We start from the raw sequence: 17,100 nt of genomic DNA, 5'->3' as shown, positions 1-17,100 counted from the left end.
TTGCAAGGACAGGACGGAAGACCAGCAGCGACTCCCGCCTTGCCCGGTGTGGCTATTGACCGGACTTGACCTTGGTCCAGGTACGGGTCATCAGGCGAATGATTTTCTGTGGCAGCTCGGCGGAGACGTACAGACGATCCAGCACCGCTTGTGGGGGATAGACCGACGGATCGTTACGCACCTCCTGATCCATCAGCTCGCCAGCCTTGAGATTGGGGTTGGCGTAGCCCACGTAATCGCTGACCGACGCGATCACCTCAGGCTCGAGCAGATAGTTGATGAAGGCATGGGCTTCCTCGACATTTTGCGCGTCGACCGGAATGGCCAGCATGTCGAACCAGAGATTGCCGCCCTCTTTAGGAATCGTATAAGCGATGTCGATGCCCTTGCCGGCTTCGTCGGCGCGCGCCGCCGCCTGGAAGATGTCCCCGGAGAAGCCTGCGGCTATGCAGATGTTGCCGTTGGCCAGGTCCGATATGTACTTGGATGAATGGAAATAGCGGACATAGGGGCGTATTTCGAGCAGTTTCGCTTCAGCCTTGGCGTAATCGTCCGGGTCGGTGCTGTTGGGGTCCAGGCCGAGGTAGTTGAGCATCGCCGGGATCATTTCATCAGGCGAGTCGAGCAAGGCAATGCCGCAGCCGGCCAGCTTCTTGGCGTTCTCCGGCTCGAAAATTACCGCCCAGGAATCGACCTTCTCAATGCCCAGCGCAGCCGTGACCTTTTCTACGTTGTAGCCAATGCCATTGGTGCCCCATAGATAGGGCGCCGCATAGGCATTGCCCGGATCGTTCTTCTCGAGCTGCTTGAGCAGCGCGGGATCCAGGTGCTCCCAATTGGGCAGCTTGCTCTTGTCCAATTTCTGGAAAGCACCAGCGCGAATCTGTTTGCCGAGAAAGTGGTTCGAAGGCACCACCACGTCATAGCCGGTCCGGCCAGCGAGCAGTTTGCCCTCAAGGGTTTCGTTTGAATCGAACACGTCATAGACAGGCTTGATGCCGGTCTTTTCTTCGAATTCTTCCAGTGTTGTTTCGCCGATGTAATCGGACCAGTTGTAGATATGCACCGTGGCAGCCTGAGCGGATGCAGCACCGCTAACCGCAGCGGCTATAAGAAGCGACTTCAATGTCGAGCGCATGAGAGTGTCCTCTTGGTGCAGACCGCGCGATCAGTGGGCGAAAGGCGGGCTGTTTATTGGAAAAACCTCTAAAAATCAACTGGCACGGCGTAACAGACGAGACGGTCACGCCCGTAGGTGGCACCGCAGCCGGATCGCAAGCCAGCGTTGCGGGTCGGTACTTCGCCGCCTGAAAGGGTTGGTGAAGCCTCGCGCAGGCCCGCAAACAGGCCTGGCGAGACGGGTGGATCAACGGCCGGATTTGATCTTCGTCCAGCTGCGAGTCATGGTGCGCTGAGTCTTCGGATCGAGGTCCGGAAAGGTGTAGAGCTTCTGCAGAACGGCCTGGCTCGGGTAGACACCCGGGTCGGTACGAATCGCTTCATCCACCAGCGGCGTGGCGGCAGCGTTGCCATTGGGGAACTGCACATAGTTGGTGATGTTGGCCATCACCTCAGGCTTCATCAGGTAGTTGAGGAAGACATGAGCCTCGTCGACATTGTTCGCATCAGCCGGGATCGCCAGCATGTCGAAGAAGGTGCCTGCGCCTTCCTTGGGAATGTTGTACTTGACCGTGACCTCGTTGCCGGCTTCTTCGGCACGCGCCTTGGCCTGGTAGATGTCACCGGAGTAGCCGATGGCAACGCAGACGTTACCGTTGGCCAGATCGGAGATGTACTTCGAGGAATGGAAATAGGCCACGCTCGGACGGATCTGCATGAACAGCTCTTCAGCCTTCTTCAGCTCGTCCTTGTTAGTGGTGTCAGGCTTGTAGCCCAGGTAGTGCAGTGCAGCCGGAAGGATTTCGGTGGGCGAATCGAGGAAGGAAACGCCACAGGATTTCAGCTTTTCCATGTTTTCCGGCTTGAACACCAGGTCCCAGGAATCGACCGGAGCGTCTTCGCCCAGCGCAGCCTTGACCTTCTCAGGGTTGTAGCCGATGCCGATGGTGCCCCACATGTACGGCACCGCGTACAGGTTGTCCGGGTCGCTCGGCTGGAGCGCCTTGAGCAGGTCCTTGTCGAGGTTTTCCCAGTTTGGCAGCTTGCTCTTGTCGAGCTTCTGGAACACCCCGGCCTTGATCTGCTTCGCCAGGAAGGGGTTGGACGGTACGACTACGTCATAGCCGGAGCTGCCGGCGAGCAGTTTGGCTTCCAGCACCTCATTGCTGTCAAATACGTCGTAGACGACTTTGATACCGGTTTCCTTGGTGAAGTTTTCCAAGGTGTCTTCGGCGATGTAGTCGGACCAGTTGTAAACGTGCAGTACCTTGTCTTCGGCCTGCGCAGCGCCGGCGACCGCGCCAGCCAGCGTCATCGCAAGTAGGGTCTTGGCAAAGGTTTTCATCCGTGCAGCTCCTGTTGTAGTCATCTGTTGGGCTGTGGGCAGCTCATGGTGTGCCGGCATCGACACACCCTCGGTAAGTCAGGCCAAAGCACGCGCGCAGTCTGGCAAGGTCGCTGGCTGTTTTTCAACAGCTTGCATACGTTCCGCGCGGACGCGTCTCAAGTCGCTATCCGGCGCCGGAAGCATCCTGCCGGCGCCAGTTCACTCAACCCCGTGCATCCTTCAACGTCGCGTCCAGGCACAACCGGACTTTGCTGATCAGCTCGTCGATCTGCTCCTCGTTGATCACCAGCGGTGGCGAAATGATCATGGTGTCTCCCACGGCGCGCATCACCAGACCGTTACGGAAGCAGTGCTCACGACAGAGCATGCCCACGCCAGGGTCAGCGAAACGCTCGCGGGTCTTCTTGTTTTTCACCAGCTCCAGCGCGCCAAGCATGCCGACGCCTCGGGCCTCACCCACCAGCGGGTGCTCGACCAGCTCACACCAACGAGTTTGCAAATAGGGTGCCGTCTTGCTTTTCACCCGCTCGACGATCTTTTCCTCGCGCAGGATGCGGATGTTTTCCAGCGCCACCGCGGCCGCTACCGGGTGCCCGGAATAGGTGAAGCCGTGATAGAACTCGCCACCTTCGTTGAGGGTGTGCACCACTTCGTCGCGCACCACCACGCCGCCCATGGGCAAATAGCCGGACGTCAGGCCCTTGGCAATGGGCATCAGGTCCGGCGCATTGCCGTAGTAGTCGCTCCCGAACCATTCGCCGGTACGACCGAAGCCGCAGATGACTTCGTCAGCAATGAACAGGATGTCGTAGCGGGCGAGAATTTCACGGATCTTCGGCCAATAGCTGTCCGGCGGAATGATCACGCCGCCGGCGCCCTGGATCGGCTCGGCGATAAAAGCGGCGACTTTGTCTTCGCCGACTTCCAGAATCTTTTGCTCTAGCTGCTGCGCCACGCGAACGCCGAATTCGTCCGGGTCGAGGTCACCGCCCTCGCCGAACCAGTAGGGCTGGTCGATGTGCTCGATGCCCGGAATCGGGCCGTCGCCCTGCTCGTGCATGGCCTTCATGCCGCCCAGGCTGGCGCCGGCGATGGTTGAGCCGTGATAGCCGTTCCAGCGACCGATCACCACTTTCTTCTGCGGCCGCCCTTTGATCGCCCAATAGTGACGGACCATGCGCAGCACGGTGTCGTTGGCTTCCGAGCCGGAGCCGGTGAAGAACACATGGTTCATGCCCTCTGGCGCGATCTCGGCGATGGCCTTGGCCAGTGCCAGCGCCGGCGGGTGGGCGGTCTGGAAAAACAGGTTGTAATAAGGAAGCTCGCGCATCTGCCGAGTCGCCGCCTCAACCAGCTCTTCGCGGCCATAGCCGAGGTTGACGCACCAGAGCCCGGCCATCGCATCAAGGATCTTGTGCCCTTCGCTGTCCCAGAGGTAGACGCCCTCGCCCCGCGTGATGATGCGCGTGCCCTTGGCGTTGAGCGCCTTGAAGTCGGTGAACGGCGGCAGGTGATGGTCGCGGCTCAGGGCTTGCCATTGCAGGGTTTGCGAATCGCTCATCAATCACCTCTTGGTAGTGTTTGTTTGGTCACGGATGAAAGACGCTTCATCCACCCCACGGCTGTTCGTTACACAGAGAGCATCAGGAATTCCCGCTCCCAGGAACTGATGACCCGGTGGTAGTTCTCCTGCTCAGCGCGCTTGACTGCGATGTAGCCGGTGATGAACTTGGGGCTCAGGTACTTCTCCAGCGGTCGGCAGGTCTCCATGCGTTCCAGTGCCGCTTCCAGGGTGAGCGGCAGGCGCAGGTTACGACGCTCATAGCCGCGGCCCTTGACGGGCTGACTCGGCGGCAACTCCTCGACCATGCCGATGTAGCCGCACAGCAGGCTGGCGGCGATAGCGAGATAAGGGTTGGCATCGGCGCCCGGCAGGCGGTTCTCGACGCGGCGGTTCTGCGGATCGGAGTCTGGAACCCGCAAGCCAACAGTACGATTTTCCTCGCCCCATTCGACGTTCACCGGTGCCGAGGTGTCCGGCAGGAAGCGGCGGAACGAGTTGACGTTTGGCGCGAACAGCGGCAACAGCTCGGGGATGTATTTCTGCAGGCCACCGACGTGGTGCAGGAACAGCTGGCTCATGGTGCCGTCGCTGTTGGAAAAGATGTTGCGCCCGGTTTCCAGATCCACAACGCTCTGGTGCAGATGCATCGCGCTGCCCGGCTCGCCGGTCATGGGCTTGGCCATGAAGGTGGCCGCGACGTTGTGCTTGAGCGCCGCCTCGCGCATGGTGCGCTTGAACACCAGAATCTGGTCAGCCAGGTGCAGCGCCTCGCCGTGACGGAAGTTGATTTCCATCTGCGCGGTGCCTTCTTCGTGGATCAGCGTATCCAGATCCAGCCCCTGGGCCTCGCACCAGTCGTACATGTCTTCGAACAGCGGGTCGAACTCGTTGGCGGCGTCGATGGAAAACGACTGCCGGCCCGTCTCCTGCCGGCCCGAGCGCCCGATCGGCGGCTGGAACGGCAGGTCCGGATCCTCGCAGCGTTTGGTCAGGTAGAACTCCATCTCCGGCGCAACGATGGGCTGCCAGCCCTTGTCCGCGTACATCTTCAACACGCGCTTGAGGATGTTGCGCGGCGAGATCTCGATGGGATTGCCCATCTTGTCGTAGGTGTCGTGGATGACCTGCGCAGTCGGCTCGATCGCCCAGGGCACTAGAAACACCGCGTCAGGGTCGGGCCGGCAGAACATGTCGATGTCGGCGGGATCGAGCAGCTCGTAATAGATATCGTCCTCGACGTAGTCCCCGGTCACGGTCTGCAGCAGCACGCTCTCCGGCAGGCGCATGCCCTTTTCATCAAGGAACTTGTTGGTGGGCGAGATCTTGCCGCGGGCAATGCCGGTCAGGTCGCTGATCAGGCACTCCACCTCGGTAATCTTGCGTTCTTTCAGCCAGCCGGTGAGCTGGTCGAGCTTGCTGGACATATCGACCTCAGAAATTAATGAAACGAGCGCCGTGCCGGCCCGCGCTCAGCGCCGTCCTGCGCGTTCCTGGCAAGCCCGGGCAAAGCCCTGGAACAACGCCAGGTAATAAGGATGCTCATGCACCTTCCATTCCGGATGCCACTGCACGCCGAGTGCGAAGCTGCGCGCGCCTTCGACGGAAAATGCTTCGATCAGCCCATCGGGTGCCAAAGCCTCGATACGCAAACCCTCGCCGAGCCGCTCGACACCTTGGCCATGCACCGAGTTGACCTCTATCTGCGCTGGCAATCCGAGACGCTGCAGCAAACCACCCGGTTGCACGTGCAACGGATGGCTTAGACCATACTGCACCTCAACGGGATCCTCGGCACGCTCGCGGTGATCGGCATAGGGCCCCACCTCGTGGACTTTCTGGTGCAAGCTGCCGCCGAAGGCGACGTTCATTTCCTGAAACCCGCGGCATACGCCGAACACCGGAACACCCGCATCAACCGCCGCACGGATCAGCGGCAGCGTCAGTTGATCACGTGAAGGATCATGGTCGGTGCCCTCGGCACTGGCCGGGCCGCCATAATGGTGCGGCTCGACGTTGGATGGCGAGCCGGTGAAGAGCAGGCCGTCTAAGCTATCTAACAGGGCGGCAGGGTCGATCAGATCGCCAAGCGCCGGGATGACCAACGGCATGCCGGCTACAGCCGCCGCGCGCAGGTACTTATCACCGGCTATGTGGAAACTGTGGTGGCCGATCTGCCTGGTACAGGCGGAAACGCCGATCAATGGCACGCGAGGCATGGGATACTCGTCTTTCCAGATGGGGCTCGTCGGAGAGTAGTCTTGTTCGTTTTTATAGACAATAGCCGAGGGTTTCCGCTTCGCAAAGCCATGTAAGCGTTTGGGGATTGCCTCCCTGATTGCCCCGAAAACGCCCACTGTGGGCGTTGATGAGGCATTTCGAGGCGCTATTGACAGCGACAGGGCTTTTCGATTGACTCCAAGACAAGCTGTTTGATGATTGAAATTTTTAACAATTAAGGTGCTTCATCATGCTTCCGCCGCCGCGTGCCGTTCAGCTCAACGAAGCGAACGCATTTCTAAAGGAACACCCGGAGGTCCAGTACGTCGACCTGCTGATTGCAGACATGAACGGTGTCGTCCGGGGCAAACGCATCGAGCGCGCCAGCCTGCACAAGGTGTATGAAAAAGGCATCAACCTCCCGGCCTCGCTGTTCGCCCTCGACATCAATGGGATCACTGTGGAGAGCTCCGGACTGGGGATGGACATCGGTGACTCCGACCGGACCTGTTTCCCCATTCCCAACACGCTCAGCAACGAGCCATGGCAGAAACGCCCCACCGCCCAGCTGTTGATGACCATGCACGAGCGTGACGGCTCGCCATTCTTCGCCGATCCACGGGAAGTGCTGCGCCAGGTAGTGAGCAAGTTTGATGAGCTGGGCCTGACCATCTGCGCCGCGTTCGAACTGGAGTTCTACCTGATCGACCAGGAAAACGTGAACGGCCGTCCGCAGCCACCGCGCTCGCCCATTTCCGGCAAGCGCCCGCACTCCACTCAGGTCTACCTGATCGATGATTTGGACGAGTACGTCGACTGCCTGCAGGACGTTCTCGAAGGTGCGAAGGAGCAGGGCATTCCCGCCGATGCCATCGTCAAGGAAAGCGCCCCGGCGCAGTTCGAGGTCAACCTCCATCACGTCGCCGATCCGATCAAGGCCTGCGATTACGCGGTGTTGCTCAAGCGGCTGATCAAGAACATCGCCTACGATCATGAGATGGACACCACCTTCATGGCCAAGCCCTACCCGGGCCAGGCCGGCAACGGTCTGCACGTGCATATCTCGCTGCTGGACAAGAACGGCAACAATATTTTCGCTACTGGCAATCCGCTGGAAAGTGAAACGCTGCGCCACGCCATTGGCGGCATCCAGCAGACCATGGCTGCGTCCATGGCCTTCCTCTGCCCGAACGTGAACTCGTATCGCCGCTTCGGCGCGCAGTTCTACGTGCCGAACGCGCCCTGCTGGGGCCTGGACAACCGCACCGTGGCGCTGCGCGTACCAACTGACAGCCCCGACGCCGTGCGCATCGAGCATCGCGTTGCCGGCGCAGACGCCAACCCCTATCTGCTGCTGGCCAGCGTACTGGCCGGCATTCACCACGGCCTGACCAACAAGATCGCGCCCGATGAACCGATTGAGGGCAATTCCTACGAGCAGGTCGAGCCAAGCCTGCCCTCCAACCTGCGCGATGCGCTGCGCGAGCTGGACGACAGCGAGATCATGGCGCGCTACATCAGCCCGCAGTACACCGACATCTTCGTGGCATGCAAGGAGAGCGAGCTGGAGGAGTTCGAACACTCGATCTCCGACCTCGAGTACAACTGGTACCTGCACACCGTCTGACGCCCGACCCCGTACCGCTGGGTACGGGGCAGCCTGATTGTCTCCTGGCTAGTTTCTCATCAACCATCGCTCAGCGGCGTTGGGAGCCCCTGCAGCGGCGTAGCCGGTATGAGCCGCGATGCCTACCGTTGCATCTGTCGACAGCCTGGCATCCAATACGGCCATGAGCACAGCCGAACCGACCCCGCGTACCCCTACTAACCGCAAACCTCGCGCCAGCAGCCAGGCGCGGATTGCGCAGATTCTTGCCGCCGCTCGAGAGCTGCTCGTTGATTCCGGCGTGGGTGGGCTGTCGATCTACAGCGTGGCGGAGCGCGCGGCGATTCCACCCTCCTCGGTCTACCACTTCTTTGCCAGCGTGCCAGCCCTGCTCGAGGCGCTCACCGCTGATATCCACGCAGCCTTCCGGGCCAGCCTGCAGGAGCCGGTTGAGCACGACGCTCTCAATAGCTGGCACGACCTCTCGCGACTGATCGAGCAACGTATGCTGGCCATCTATCAGAGCGATGCAGCGGCTCGCCAGCTGATCCTGGCACAGCACGGTCTGGCGGAAGTCACCCAGGCTGACCGCCAGCACGACATCGAACTCGCCGGGTTGATGCAGGTCCTCTTTGAACGGCATTTCCAGCTACCGGCGCTGCCCGACGAGGTGGACGTGTTCGCCTTGGCGATGGAGCTTGGCGATCGTGTCTATGCGCGCTCGGTGCACCTGCATGGCGGCATCACGCCACGTATGGCAGAGGAAGGCATGCGAGTATTCGACGCGTACCTGGGGCTGTACCTGCCGCCGTTCCTCCCAAAGCGAGCCGCACCGAATTAGCCGATATTTATCTGAATAATACGTGCCAGTACCCTAGCGAGCCGATAGAAAGCGCTTTTGTTCCGGATAATTATCGAATAGATTTCGCCATGCCCTACCTGGGCCGTCTCTACGCCAGCATCCGCGAGGTTTTCCATGTCCCGTACCGTCACCGTTGCCGCCACCCAGATGGCCTGTTCCTGGGATCGCGAAGCAAATATCGCCAATGCCGAGAAGCTGGTCCGCGAGGCTGCAGCCAAGGGCGCGCAGGTCATCCTGATTCAGGAGCTGTTCGAGACGCCGTATTTCTGCCAGAAGCCGAACCCTGAATACCTGCAGCTGGCCACTTCCGTGGAAGACAACCCGGCCGTTCAGCATTTCCAGAAGGTCGCCGCTGAGCTACAAGTGGTACTGCCGGTAAGCTTCTTCGAACTCTCTGGGCGAGCGCGCTTCAACTCGATCGCCATCATCGACGCCGATGGCAAGGTGCTGGGCGTCTACCGCAAGAGCCATATCCCGGACGGCCCCGGTTACCACGAGAAGTATTACTTCAACCCGGGCGACACCGGTTTCAAGGTCTGGAACACCCGTTACGCCAAGATTGGCGTGGCCATCTGCTGGGACCAGTGGTTCCCTGAAACTGCGCGCAGCATGGCGCTGATGGGGGCCGAGCTGCTGTTCTATCCGACGGCGATTGGCAGCGAGCCGCACGATTCGACCATCACCTCGCGCGACCACTGGCAGCGCGTGCAGCAGGGCCATGCCGGTGCCAACCTGATGCCGCTGATCGCCAGCAACCGCATCGGCCGCGAAGAGCAGGACGGCTACGACATTACCTTCTACGGCTCATCCTTCATTGCCGACCATTTCGGTGCCAAGGTCGAGGAGCTGGACGAAACCAGCGAAGGCGTGCTGGTGCACCAGTTCGATCTGGACAAGCTCGAGCACACCCGCAGCGCCTGGGGCGTGTTCCGTGATCGCCGTCCGAACCTGTATAGCCCAATCAAGACGCTGGACGGTTCCCTGGAGTCCTGAGCCTGGCCTTTGATCGGCAAAGTGTTCAGTCGCACCACGCGTTGCGGCTGAACGCCGTCCGCCATGGTCAGATATATCGCCGCTAATGAACGGCCGTTTGCATCCGGCCACGATAGATTGCCGCCCCCCAGGTAGACCGATGACCACTCTGACCACGACACCGCGTGCCGACGATTTCCACATGCCCGCCGAGTGGGCGCCGCACAGTCAGACCTGGATGGTCTGGCCGCAGCGCCCGGACAACTGGCGCGAGCAGGCCACCCAAGCGCAGGCGGCCTTTACGGCGGTCGCCAAAGCCATTGCGCGCTTCGAGCCGGTCACCGTGTGCGCGACAGCCGAGCAGTTCCTTACCGCCCGCGCGCAACTGGCCGACCCGCGCATCCGGGTGGTGGAGATGAGCACCGACGACGCCTGGGTGCGCGACACCGGGCCGACCTTCCTGATCAATGGCAAGGGAGGCCTACGCGGCGTCGACTGGACCTTCAACGCTTGGGGCGGCCTCGACGGCGGGCTTTACAGCGAATGGCAGCGCGACGACGAGGTGGCGCAGAAGATCCTCGAAATCGAACGCTGCGATCGCTACCGCACTGAGGGCTTCGTGCTGGAAGGCGGCTCGATTCATGTCGACGGTGAAGGCACGCTGATTACCACTGAAGAATGCCTGCTCAATCGCAACCGCAACCCGCACCTGTCACGCGAAGACATCGAAGCCGTGCTGGCGGACTACCTGGCTATCGACAAGGTCATCTGGTTGCCGCACGGCCTGTTCAACGACGAAACCGACGGACACGTGGACAACTTCTGCTGCTTCGTTCGCCCAGGTGAAGTGCTACTCGCCTGGACCGACGATCGCGACAATCCCAACTACGAACGCTGTCAGGCCGCCATGCAGGTGCTGGAGACAGCAACCGACGCCTGGGACCGTCGGCTGATCGTGCACAAGATGCCGATTCCGGGGCCGCTGCATGCGAGCGAAGAGGAATGCGCTGGCGTGGTTCCGCTGGTTGGCAGCCAGCCGCGCGATCCGTCGATTCGCCTGGCAGGCAGCTATGTGAACTTCCTGATCGTCAACGGCGGCATCATCGCGCCCTCCTTTGATGATCCGCTGGACGCCGAAGCCGAAGCTATCCTCGCCAGGCTATTCCCGCAGCATCAGGTCGTCATGGTGCCGGGCCGTGAAATCCTGCTCGGCGGTGGCAACATCCACTGCATCACCCAGCAACAGCCGATCGCGACCTTGACGCACAAAGGCTGAGCCCCTACGAAACGAAAAAACCGCTGCTAGCCCTGGGCTACGCAGCGGTTTTCTGCATCACAGTCGCTTCAGGCGACGATCACCTGGTTCTTACCCAGACGCTTGGCGGTGTACATCGCCGCATCGGCGCGAGCGAACAGGGCGCTGAGGTCAGGATCGCTGGCTCTCAGGTAGGTCACGCCCAGGCTGATGGTGACGCCGAAGCGCTGCCCGTCGGGGCTGGTGAACACCAGCCGCTGGATCTCGCGCTGCAAGCGTTCGGCGATCTGCTCGGCAAGGTCCGGCTGGCAACCTGGAAGCAGCAAGGCAAACTCCTCGCCACCGATCCGGCCGAACAGATCACCGCGGCGCAATACCGACGAGCCGCACTGGGCCACGCGCTGCAACACCTGATCGCCCATCTGATGACCGTGGGTGTCGTTGATGCGCTTGAAGTCATCGATGTCCAGCAGCTGGAACGCCAGGGACGTGGCGTATAGCCGGGCCAGATCGAACTCGCGCTGAGCGCATTCGAAGAAGTAACGCCGGTTGCTGCTCTGGGTCAGGACGTCAATCGTGGCCAGGCGCTGCAGCTCGCCTTCAAGCTGCTTCTTTTCGGTGATGTCCTCGGCGATCCCGACGATGATCGGCCCGTGCGTGCTGTCCGCATTGCGCGCAATGAAGCACTTGTCACTGAGCCAGCGCAGCTGCCCATCGGTGCGAATGATGCGGTACTCACGCTCTTCGACTGCGCCCTTGTCCAGCACATCGAGCATGCTCTGCTGGGCGTACTCCAGATCGTCCGGGTAGATGCTGTTGCGCCACTCGCCGAAGTCAGACAGCAGCAAGGCGGCCGAGCGGCCAAAGATCTGCTCATAGGCCGGGCTGACGTAGATCATCTGCTGGGCTTGCCAGTCGAATGCCCAGAGCACCGCGTTGACAGCGCCCATCAGGGTGCTGAACAACTGCTCGCGCTCGCTCAGGCGCTCGACTTCGGCACGCGCGTGCATCAACGCTAAAAGGGTTTGCGCCTCGGTCGGCGGAAGGATCCCGACACCCGTGTCGCTTCGCTGCTTCACCAGATTCATACCTGCTTCCAAAAAATGGCGTCAGGCACCGGCGGAGACCCGCTGGGTAACTGTCGCAATAGCACCAGAATGCAGTTCAGAGAGTGGCAAGAAGGCAAAGTTCCAGCCGGCGCGCCAGCCACAGGTCGCGCCGATCAGAGGTCAGGCTTGGGCGACAGCCGGTCTCAGCGAATAGGTCTTGAGGTGCTCGGCGAATTCACGCAACGACTGGATACCGCTGGCCTCGGCGTCTTGGACCCACTGCTTGATCGCGGCCAGCATGTCGTGGCCGTTGGCACTGGTGCGGTTCCAGATCTGTTGCAGGGCCAGGCGCTGCTCGTAGATCACCCGCAACGACTGGCTCTGCTCCAGGATTACCTCGATATGCGCCTGCTGGTCGTCCTGCAACAGGCTCGGCTCACGCGATAGCAACCGCTTGGCACGGCGGAACTGATGCCGCATGGAGGTATCGGCACGCTGCAATTCGAGCTGTACCAGCGGCTTGATCACCAGCTTGCGGTACTGCGCCATGATCTGGAAACGGTTGTTGAGAATGGCCATGGCGCTGTCCATGTCCAGCTGATGCTTGGGCGTGACGCGGTGGGCAATGGGCGCCGTGCGGTTGACCTTGGCCAGGCCGAGCAGACTGAACAGCTTGATCCAGGCCCAGCCCATGTCGAACTCCCACTTGCGCACCGAGAGCTTGGCCGAGTTCGGGTAGGTGTGATGGTTGTTGTGCAGCTCTTCGCCACCGATGAGGATGCCCCAGGGCACCAGATTGGTCGCGGCATCGCGGCATTCGAAATTGCGATAGCCCACCGCATGCCCCAACCCGTTCACCACACCCGCAGCCCACAGCGGAATCCAGATCATCTGCACGGCCCAGACCGTCAGGCCGATCACGCCGAACAGCGCAAGGTCGAGGCCGAGCATCAGCACGATGCCGAGGTTGGGAAAGCGGGAATACAGGTTGCGCTCGATCCAATCGTCCGGGCAATTCTTCCCGTAGATCCGCAGGGTCTCCTCGTTCTTCGCCTCTTCCATGTACAACTCGGCGCCGCGACGCAATACGGTACCCAGCCCCTTCTGCACCGGGCTGTGCGGATCATCCGGGGTTTCACATTTGGCGTGATGCTTGCGATGGATGGCAGTCCATTCGCGGGTATTCATCGCCGTGGTCAGCCACAACCAGAAGCGGAAAAAATGCTTGAGTCCCGCATTCAACTCAAGTGAGCGGTGAGCAGAATAACGATGCAGATAAACGGTGACCGCGACGATGGTGACATGGGTAAGAATGAGGGTGGTCGCAACGACCTGCCAGGCGGAAAGGTTGAGAAAACCGGTGTACCACATAGTGTCGCTGCCTCGCGGTGTAGAAAGCCGATCCGCAAACACGGACCTAGCTCATTATCCATGCTGTCTGCCTGGATAAGCCGCCGCCTGTCGTTCAGCGTTTCTTTTTCGTTTCAGGGTCTGACAGAAACAGCCCACGCGGCCGATACAGCAAAGCAACGGACGGCGCTTTCGCGATAGCATATAGCCATCACTCTTTTTCGTCCGGTCGGACGTCTGCCCCACGCGAAGTCGCGCGAGGCGCGCCGGTCTTTGCCCAGAACAGAGCCATGAGCACTCACCCCCATTCTTCCAGCCCTCGATGGCTACTTGGCGTCGGCAGCCTGCTGTTGGCCCTGCTCTTCGGCGGCCTGGCCTTCAATGATTTTCAGGCCCGGGGCACACTCTGGTCGTTGCAAACGGCGCAACAGGGCGAGCTGCAGGCACTGGCGTTGCGTAGCGCCCAGCAGGGCCTGGAAAAACAGGCCCGGTTGATTGCCCGAACGCTCAGTGCCAGCCCCGAAACCTTGCGTCTGGTGCGCCAGGCAGACCGGGCCATCAAAGCGGGCGCCCAGTGGCACGGCCCACGCATGGCGCGCATACGCCAGCAACTGACCCAGTCGCTGATGCCGACCTGGACAGCGATGCAGGCGCACGGTGCCCGTCAATTGCAACTCTACTGGGGCGAGGCCGGGATCGCCCTGTTGCGCATGCAGGACCTGGACGCCTTTGGCGACGCGGTGGCCGACCGCAGACCATTGCTCTACAAGGCCCTGTCCCAAGGACAGACCGTCTCTGGCCTGGACATCGGCCAACACAGCGCAGGCAACCGGGCGATCGTACCGATACGCGCAAGCAGCAGCCCTGAAAGCGAAGTGATCGGCGCTCTTGAGGTGGGGTTCGAGATTCTCCCGGATCTACCCGAACTGGGCGATCAGCTGAATGCCGGTCTCGGTCTGCTGGTCAACCGTGCCGAACTGGAGGAAATGCTCTGGGCGCGCCCGGTCGGCATCCAGCTCGAGGGCCTAAGCGGTTGGTTACTCGATACCCACTCGGCACCCCAGATCCTGCAATGGGCAGAGCAGCAGTCGCTCCCGGCACCCGAAGCGGGGCAAGCCCTGCGCATGCTTGAATCAAACGGCCGCAGCTTTTTGCTCAACCAGATTCCGCTGCATGACGTCCGGGCTGAATACAGTCCCGGTCGCTTGCCCATGGCGGTTGCGCTGGTCTGGCGCGACATCACGTTGGCACTTCGTGAGCAGCAACAGGCTGAACGCCGTCTGCTCTTGAAATGGGGCCTGGCGTGGCTCATCGCCGAAGCATTGCTGCTCATGCTGGGGTTCATGCTGCACCGCCGCGGCATCGTGCAACGTCTTCACCAGATCCGCTCCACACAGCAGGAGCGCGCCCGCCGTCGCCTGCTCGAACGCGGGCAGAAAATCACCAGCCTGCTGCCGGGCATGGTCTACCAGCTGAAGCGCTCCGGCGACGGCAGCTACAGCTTCCTTTATGCCAGCGAAGGTGCACGCGAACTGTACGGGATCAGCCCGGAACAGCTTGTCGAAAACGCAGACATTGCCTTTGCCGCCGTGTATGACCCTGACCGCCCCAACCTCAGAGCCGCGATCGAACGCTCGGTAGTCACTTTGGGCAGTGGTGCTACGCGTTACCGCATCAAAAATCCAACCAAGGGACTGATCTGGGTTGAAGTGCGCGCAAACGCCGAGCGCCTGCGCGACGGGTCCGTCCTCTGGCATGGATTCATCGCTGACATCACCCCACTGATGAGCGCGACGCTCGCCTTGCGTGAGAGCGAAAGCCGCTTCCGCAGCATGGTCAGCAACCTGCCGGGCGTGGTCTACCGCCGCGGCGTCGATACCGAACGGACCCTCAGTTACCTGAGCGACGGCATCGAACGCCTGACCGGCTACCCCGCCAGCGACTTCGTAGCGCCAGGCACACGCCAGTACAGCAGCCTGATTCATCCTGAAGACCGCGCGAGTCTAGAGGACGATGGCGCGGACCCGTTCGAGCGCACCTACCGACTGATCAACGCCCGCGGTGAAACGCTCTGGGTGCAAGAGAACCGACGCGCGCTGCGCGACGCCGATGGCCGGGTGCAGTGGTACGACGGTTTCATCGGCGACGTCACCGCCCGCGCATTGGCCGAGCGCGAAGCCCATGAGCGCGAGAGCTATGTGCGCCTGCTGATCGCCAATGTCATCGACGCCATCATCATCATCAACCAGCGCGGCTTGATCGAGACTTTCAACCACGCCGCGGAACGCACCTTCGGCTACAGCGAAGAGGAAGTGCTTGGGCGCAACCTGTCGCTCCTCATGCCCGAGCCCCATCGCGCTGCCCATGACGGGTATCTAGAAGACTACGAAAGACGCGGGGAAGGCCGCAGCCTGGAGCAGAACCGCGAATTGCAGGCGGTTCGCCGCAACGGCGAACTGTTCACTATCGAGCTGCGCGTTTCGGAAATCAGTCACCGCGGTGAACGTAAATTCATTGGACTGGTGCGCGACATCACCGAGCGCAAGCGCGTCGATCGAATGAAGAGCGAGTTCGTCTCCATCGTCAGTCATGAACTGCGCACGCCGCTGACTTCGATTTCCGGGGCACTGGGCCTGATCCTTGGCGGCGCCGTTGGCGAGGCTCCGCCGGCCATGAGGCAGATGCTCGGCATCGCGCAACAGAACAGCCAGCGCCTCGGATTACTCATCGGCGATCTGCTGGATATGGAAAAGCTGATTGCCGGGCAGATGAGTTTCCAGCTGCAGCCGCAGCCTCTCGCGCCGATTCTGGAGGATGCACTGCACTCGAATCAGGCCTATGCCGAACAGCTCGGGGTACGTATCGAGCTGGGCGAGCAAGCCGCGGCAACCGTTAGCGTGGACGCGCACCGTCTGCAGCAGGTGTTGGCAAACCTGCTGTCCAACGCGGCGAAATTCTCCCCACCGGGAGCAGTCGTAACCTTAAGCAGCCAGCGCCATGGTGATCAGATCCGCGTCATCGTTGACGATGCCGGCCCCGGCGTTCCCCTGAGCTTCCGCCAGCGGATTTTTCAGAAGTTTTCCCAAGCGGACTCGTCTGATACCCGCCAAAAGGGCGGTACAGGCCTTGGCCTGGCCATCAGCAAGGAGCTGATCGAGCACATGAACGGGAGCATCGGTTTCGACTCGGAGCGGGAAAAGGGCGCACGCTTCTGGTTCGAACTGCCAATGCAGGAAGCCGGTTAAGCGACTATTTTTCTAGTGTGCCGCGTCAGCCGATGAGCAAGCTGGCAAACTGTTCATTTTCGAGCGCGCCAGGCACGCTTTTGTTGGAGGTCTCGCATGGGCGAGCTGAAACGGATTCTGCATGTCGAGGACGATCCGTCCATTCAGGCGGTGGTCAAAGTCTCGCTGGAGGCAATCGGGGGCTATCAGGTGCAGTCGTGCTCATCCGGCCACCAGGCGCTCGAAGAGGTGGAAGCCTTCGCCCCGCAGTTCGTCCTGCTGGATGTGATGATGCCCGGAATGGGCGGCCCCGAGACCCTCACCCGGCTCAGCGAGCGGATCGATCTGGCACAGGTCCCGGTGGTGTTCATGACCGCCAAGGTCCAGCCAAGCGAGATTGAGCACCTGCGCAACCTCGGTGCCCGCGATGTGATCGTCAAACCCTTCGATCCGATGCGCCTGGCCAGCCAGATCCAAGCCATCTGGGAGGCTGGCGGCAAGTAAGCCGTTGGCCCTGAATCCGAGAGAGCCCAG

General features: G+C 61.2%; 13 protein-coding genes. 6 read left to right on the top strand and 7 right to left on the bottom strand.

Features of this window, described 5'->3' with window-relative positions:
* Positions 1-52: 52 nt before the first annotated feature.
* The 5 genes from ACSSNI_RS11340 to ACSSNI_RS11320 all read right to left on the bottom strand — a co-directional run bounded on the left by ACSSNI_RS11340 (position 53) and on the right by ACSSNI_RS11320 (position 6,247).
* Complete coding sequence (locus ACSSNI_RS11340; protein ID WP_102836447.1) at positions 53-1,138, bottom strand: polyamine ABC transporter substrate-binding protein; 1,086 nt, start codon at positions 1,136-1,138, stop codon at positions 53-55.
* Between the two features lie 228 nt (positions 1,139-1,366).
* Entirely contained in the window at positions 1,367-2,464 is a 1,098-nt protein-coding gene (locus ACSSNI_RS11335; RefSeq protein ID WP_102836446.1) for a polyamine ABC transporter substrate-binding protein, read from the bottom strand.
* 205 nt (positions 2,465-2,669) lie between these two features.
* The gene (locus ACSSNI_RS11330; protein ID WP_200640151.1) at positions 2,670-4,028 is read right to left on the bottom strand and encodes an aspartate aminotransferase family protein; all 1,359 of its coding nucleotides are present in this window, start codon (positions 4,026-4,028) and stop codon (positions 2,670-2,672) included.
* A gap of 68 nt (positions 4,029-4,096) precedes the next feature.
* The gene (locus ACSSNI_RS11325) at positions 4,097-5,455 is read right to left on the bottom strand and encodes a glutamine synthetase family protein (RefSeq protein WP_102836444.1); all 1,359 of its coding nucleotides are present in this window, start codon (positions 5,453-5,455) and stop codon (positions 4,097-4,099) included.
* Positions 5,456-5,500: 45 nt separating this feature from the next.
* The gene (locus ACSSNI_RS11320) at positions 5,501-6,247 is read right to left on the bottom strand and encodes a gamma-glutamyl-gamma-aminobutyrate hydrolase family protein (RefSeq protein WP_200640152.1); all 747 of its coding nucleotides are present in this window, start codon (positions 6,245-6,247) and stop codon (positions 5,501-5,503) included.
* A 251-nt stretch (positions 6,248-6,498) separates the two neighbouring features.
* Between ACSSNI_RS11320 and ACSSNI_RS11315 the strand changes: the two genes are divergently transcribed.
* The 4 genes from ACSSNI_RS11315 to aguA all read left to right on the top strand — a co-directional run bounded on the left by ACSSNI_RS11315 (position 6,499) and on the right by aguA (position 10,964).
* Entirely contained in the window at positions 6,499-7,875 is a 1,377-nt protein-coding gene (locus tag ACSSNI_RS11315; RefSeq protein ID WP_102836442.1) for a glutamine synthetase family protein, read from the top strand.
* A 163-nt stretch (positions 7,876-8,038) separates the two neighbouring features.
* The gene (locus ACSSNI_RS11310) at positions 8,039-8,695 is read left to right on the top strand and encodes a TetR/AcrR family transcriptional regulator (protein ID WP_448259351.1); all 657 of its coding nucleotides are present in this window, start codon (positions 8,039-8,041) and stop codon (positions 8,693-8,695) included.
* Between the two features lie 135 nt (positions 8,696-8,830).
* Positions 8,831-9,709, top strand: a complete 879-nt coding sequence (gene aguB / locus ACSSNI_RS11305) for an N-carbamoylputrescine amidase (RefSeq protein WP_448259326.1) — start codon at positions 8,831-8,833, stop codon at positions 9,707-9,709.
* A 139-nt stretch (positions 9,710-9,848) separates the two neighbouring features.
* The gene (gene aguA / locus ACSSNI_RS11300) at positions 9,849-10,964 is read left to right on the top strand and encodes an agmatine deiminase (protein ID WP_448259325.1); all 1,116 of its coding nucleotides are present in this window, start codon (positions 9,849-9,851) and stop codon (positions 10,962-10,964) included.
* A gap of 68 nt (positions 10,965-11,032) precedes the next feature.
* Here the strand turns inward: aguA and ACSSNI_RS11295 are convergent, their stop codons facing one another.
* Together ACSSNI_RS11295 and desA are read right to left on the bottom strand one after the other, a co-directional pair.
* Entirely contained in the window at positions 11,033-12,031 is a 999-nt protein-coding gene (locus tag ACSSNI_RS11295) for a GGDEF domain-containing protein (RefSeq protein WP_159969519.1), read from the bottom strand.
* Positions 12,032-12,172: 141 nt separating this feature from the next.
* Positions 12,173-13,363 (bottom strand): delta-9 fatty acid desaturase DesA, encoded by a 1,191-nt coding sequence (gene desA / locus ACSSNI_RS11290; protein ID WP_448259324.1) that lies wholly within the window; start codon positions 13,361-13,363, stop codon positions 12,173-12,175.
* A gap of 269 nt (positions 13,364-13,632) precedes the next feature.
* Between desA and ACSSNI_RS11285 the strand changes: the two genes are divergently transcribed.
* A complete protein-coding gene (locus ACSSNI_RS11285; protein WP_448259322.1) occupies positions 13,633-16,587 on the top strand; it encodes a PAS domain S-box protein in 2,955 nt (984 codons plus the stop codon).
* A gap of 96 nt (positions 16,588-16,683) precedes the next feature.
* Entirely contained in the window at positions 16,684-17,070 is a 387-nt protein-coding gene (locus tag ACSSNI_RS11280) for a response regulator (protein ID WP_102836436.1), read from the top strand.
* Positions 17,071-17,100 lie beyond the last annotated feature (30 nt).

It is taken from the genome of Stutzerimonas tianxiuensis (assembly GCF_053470365.1).
This window is presented reverse-complemented; position numbering and strand designations above follow the sequence as displayed.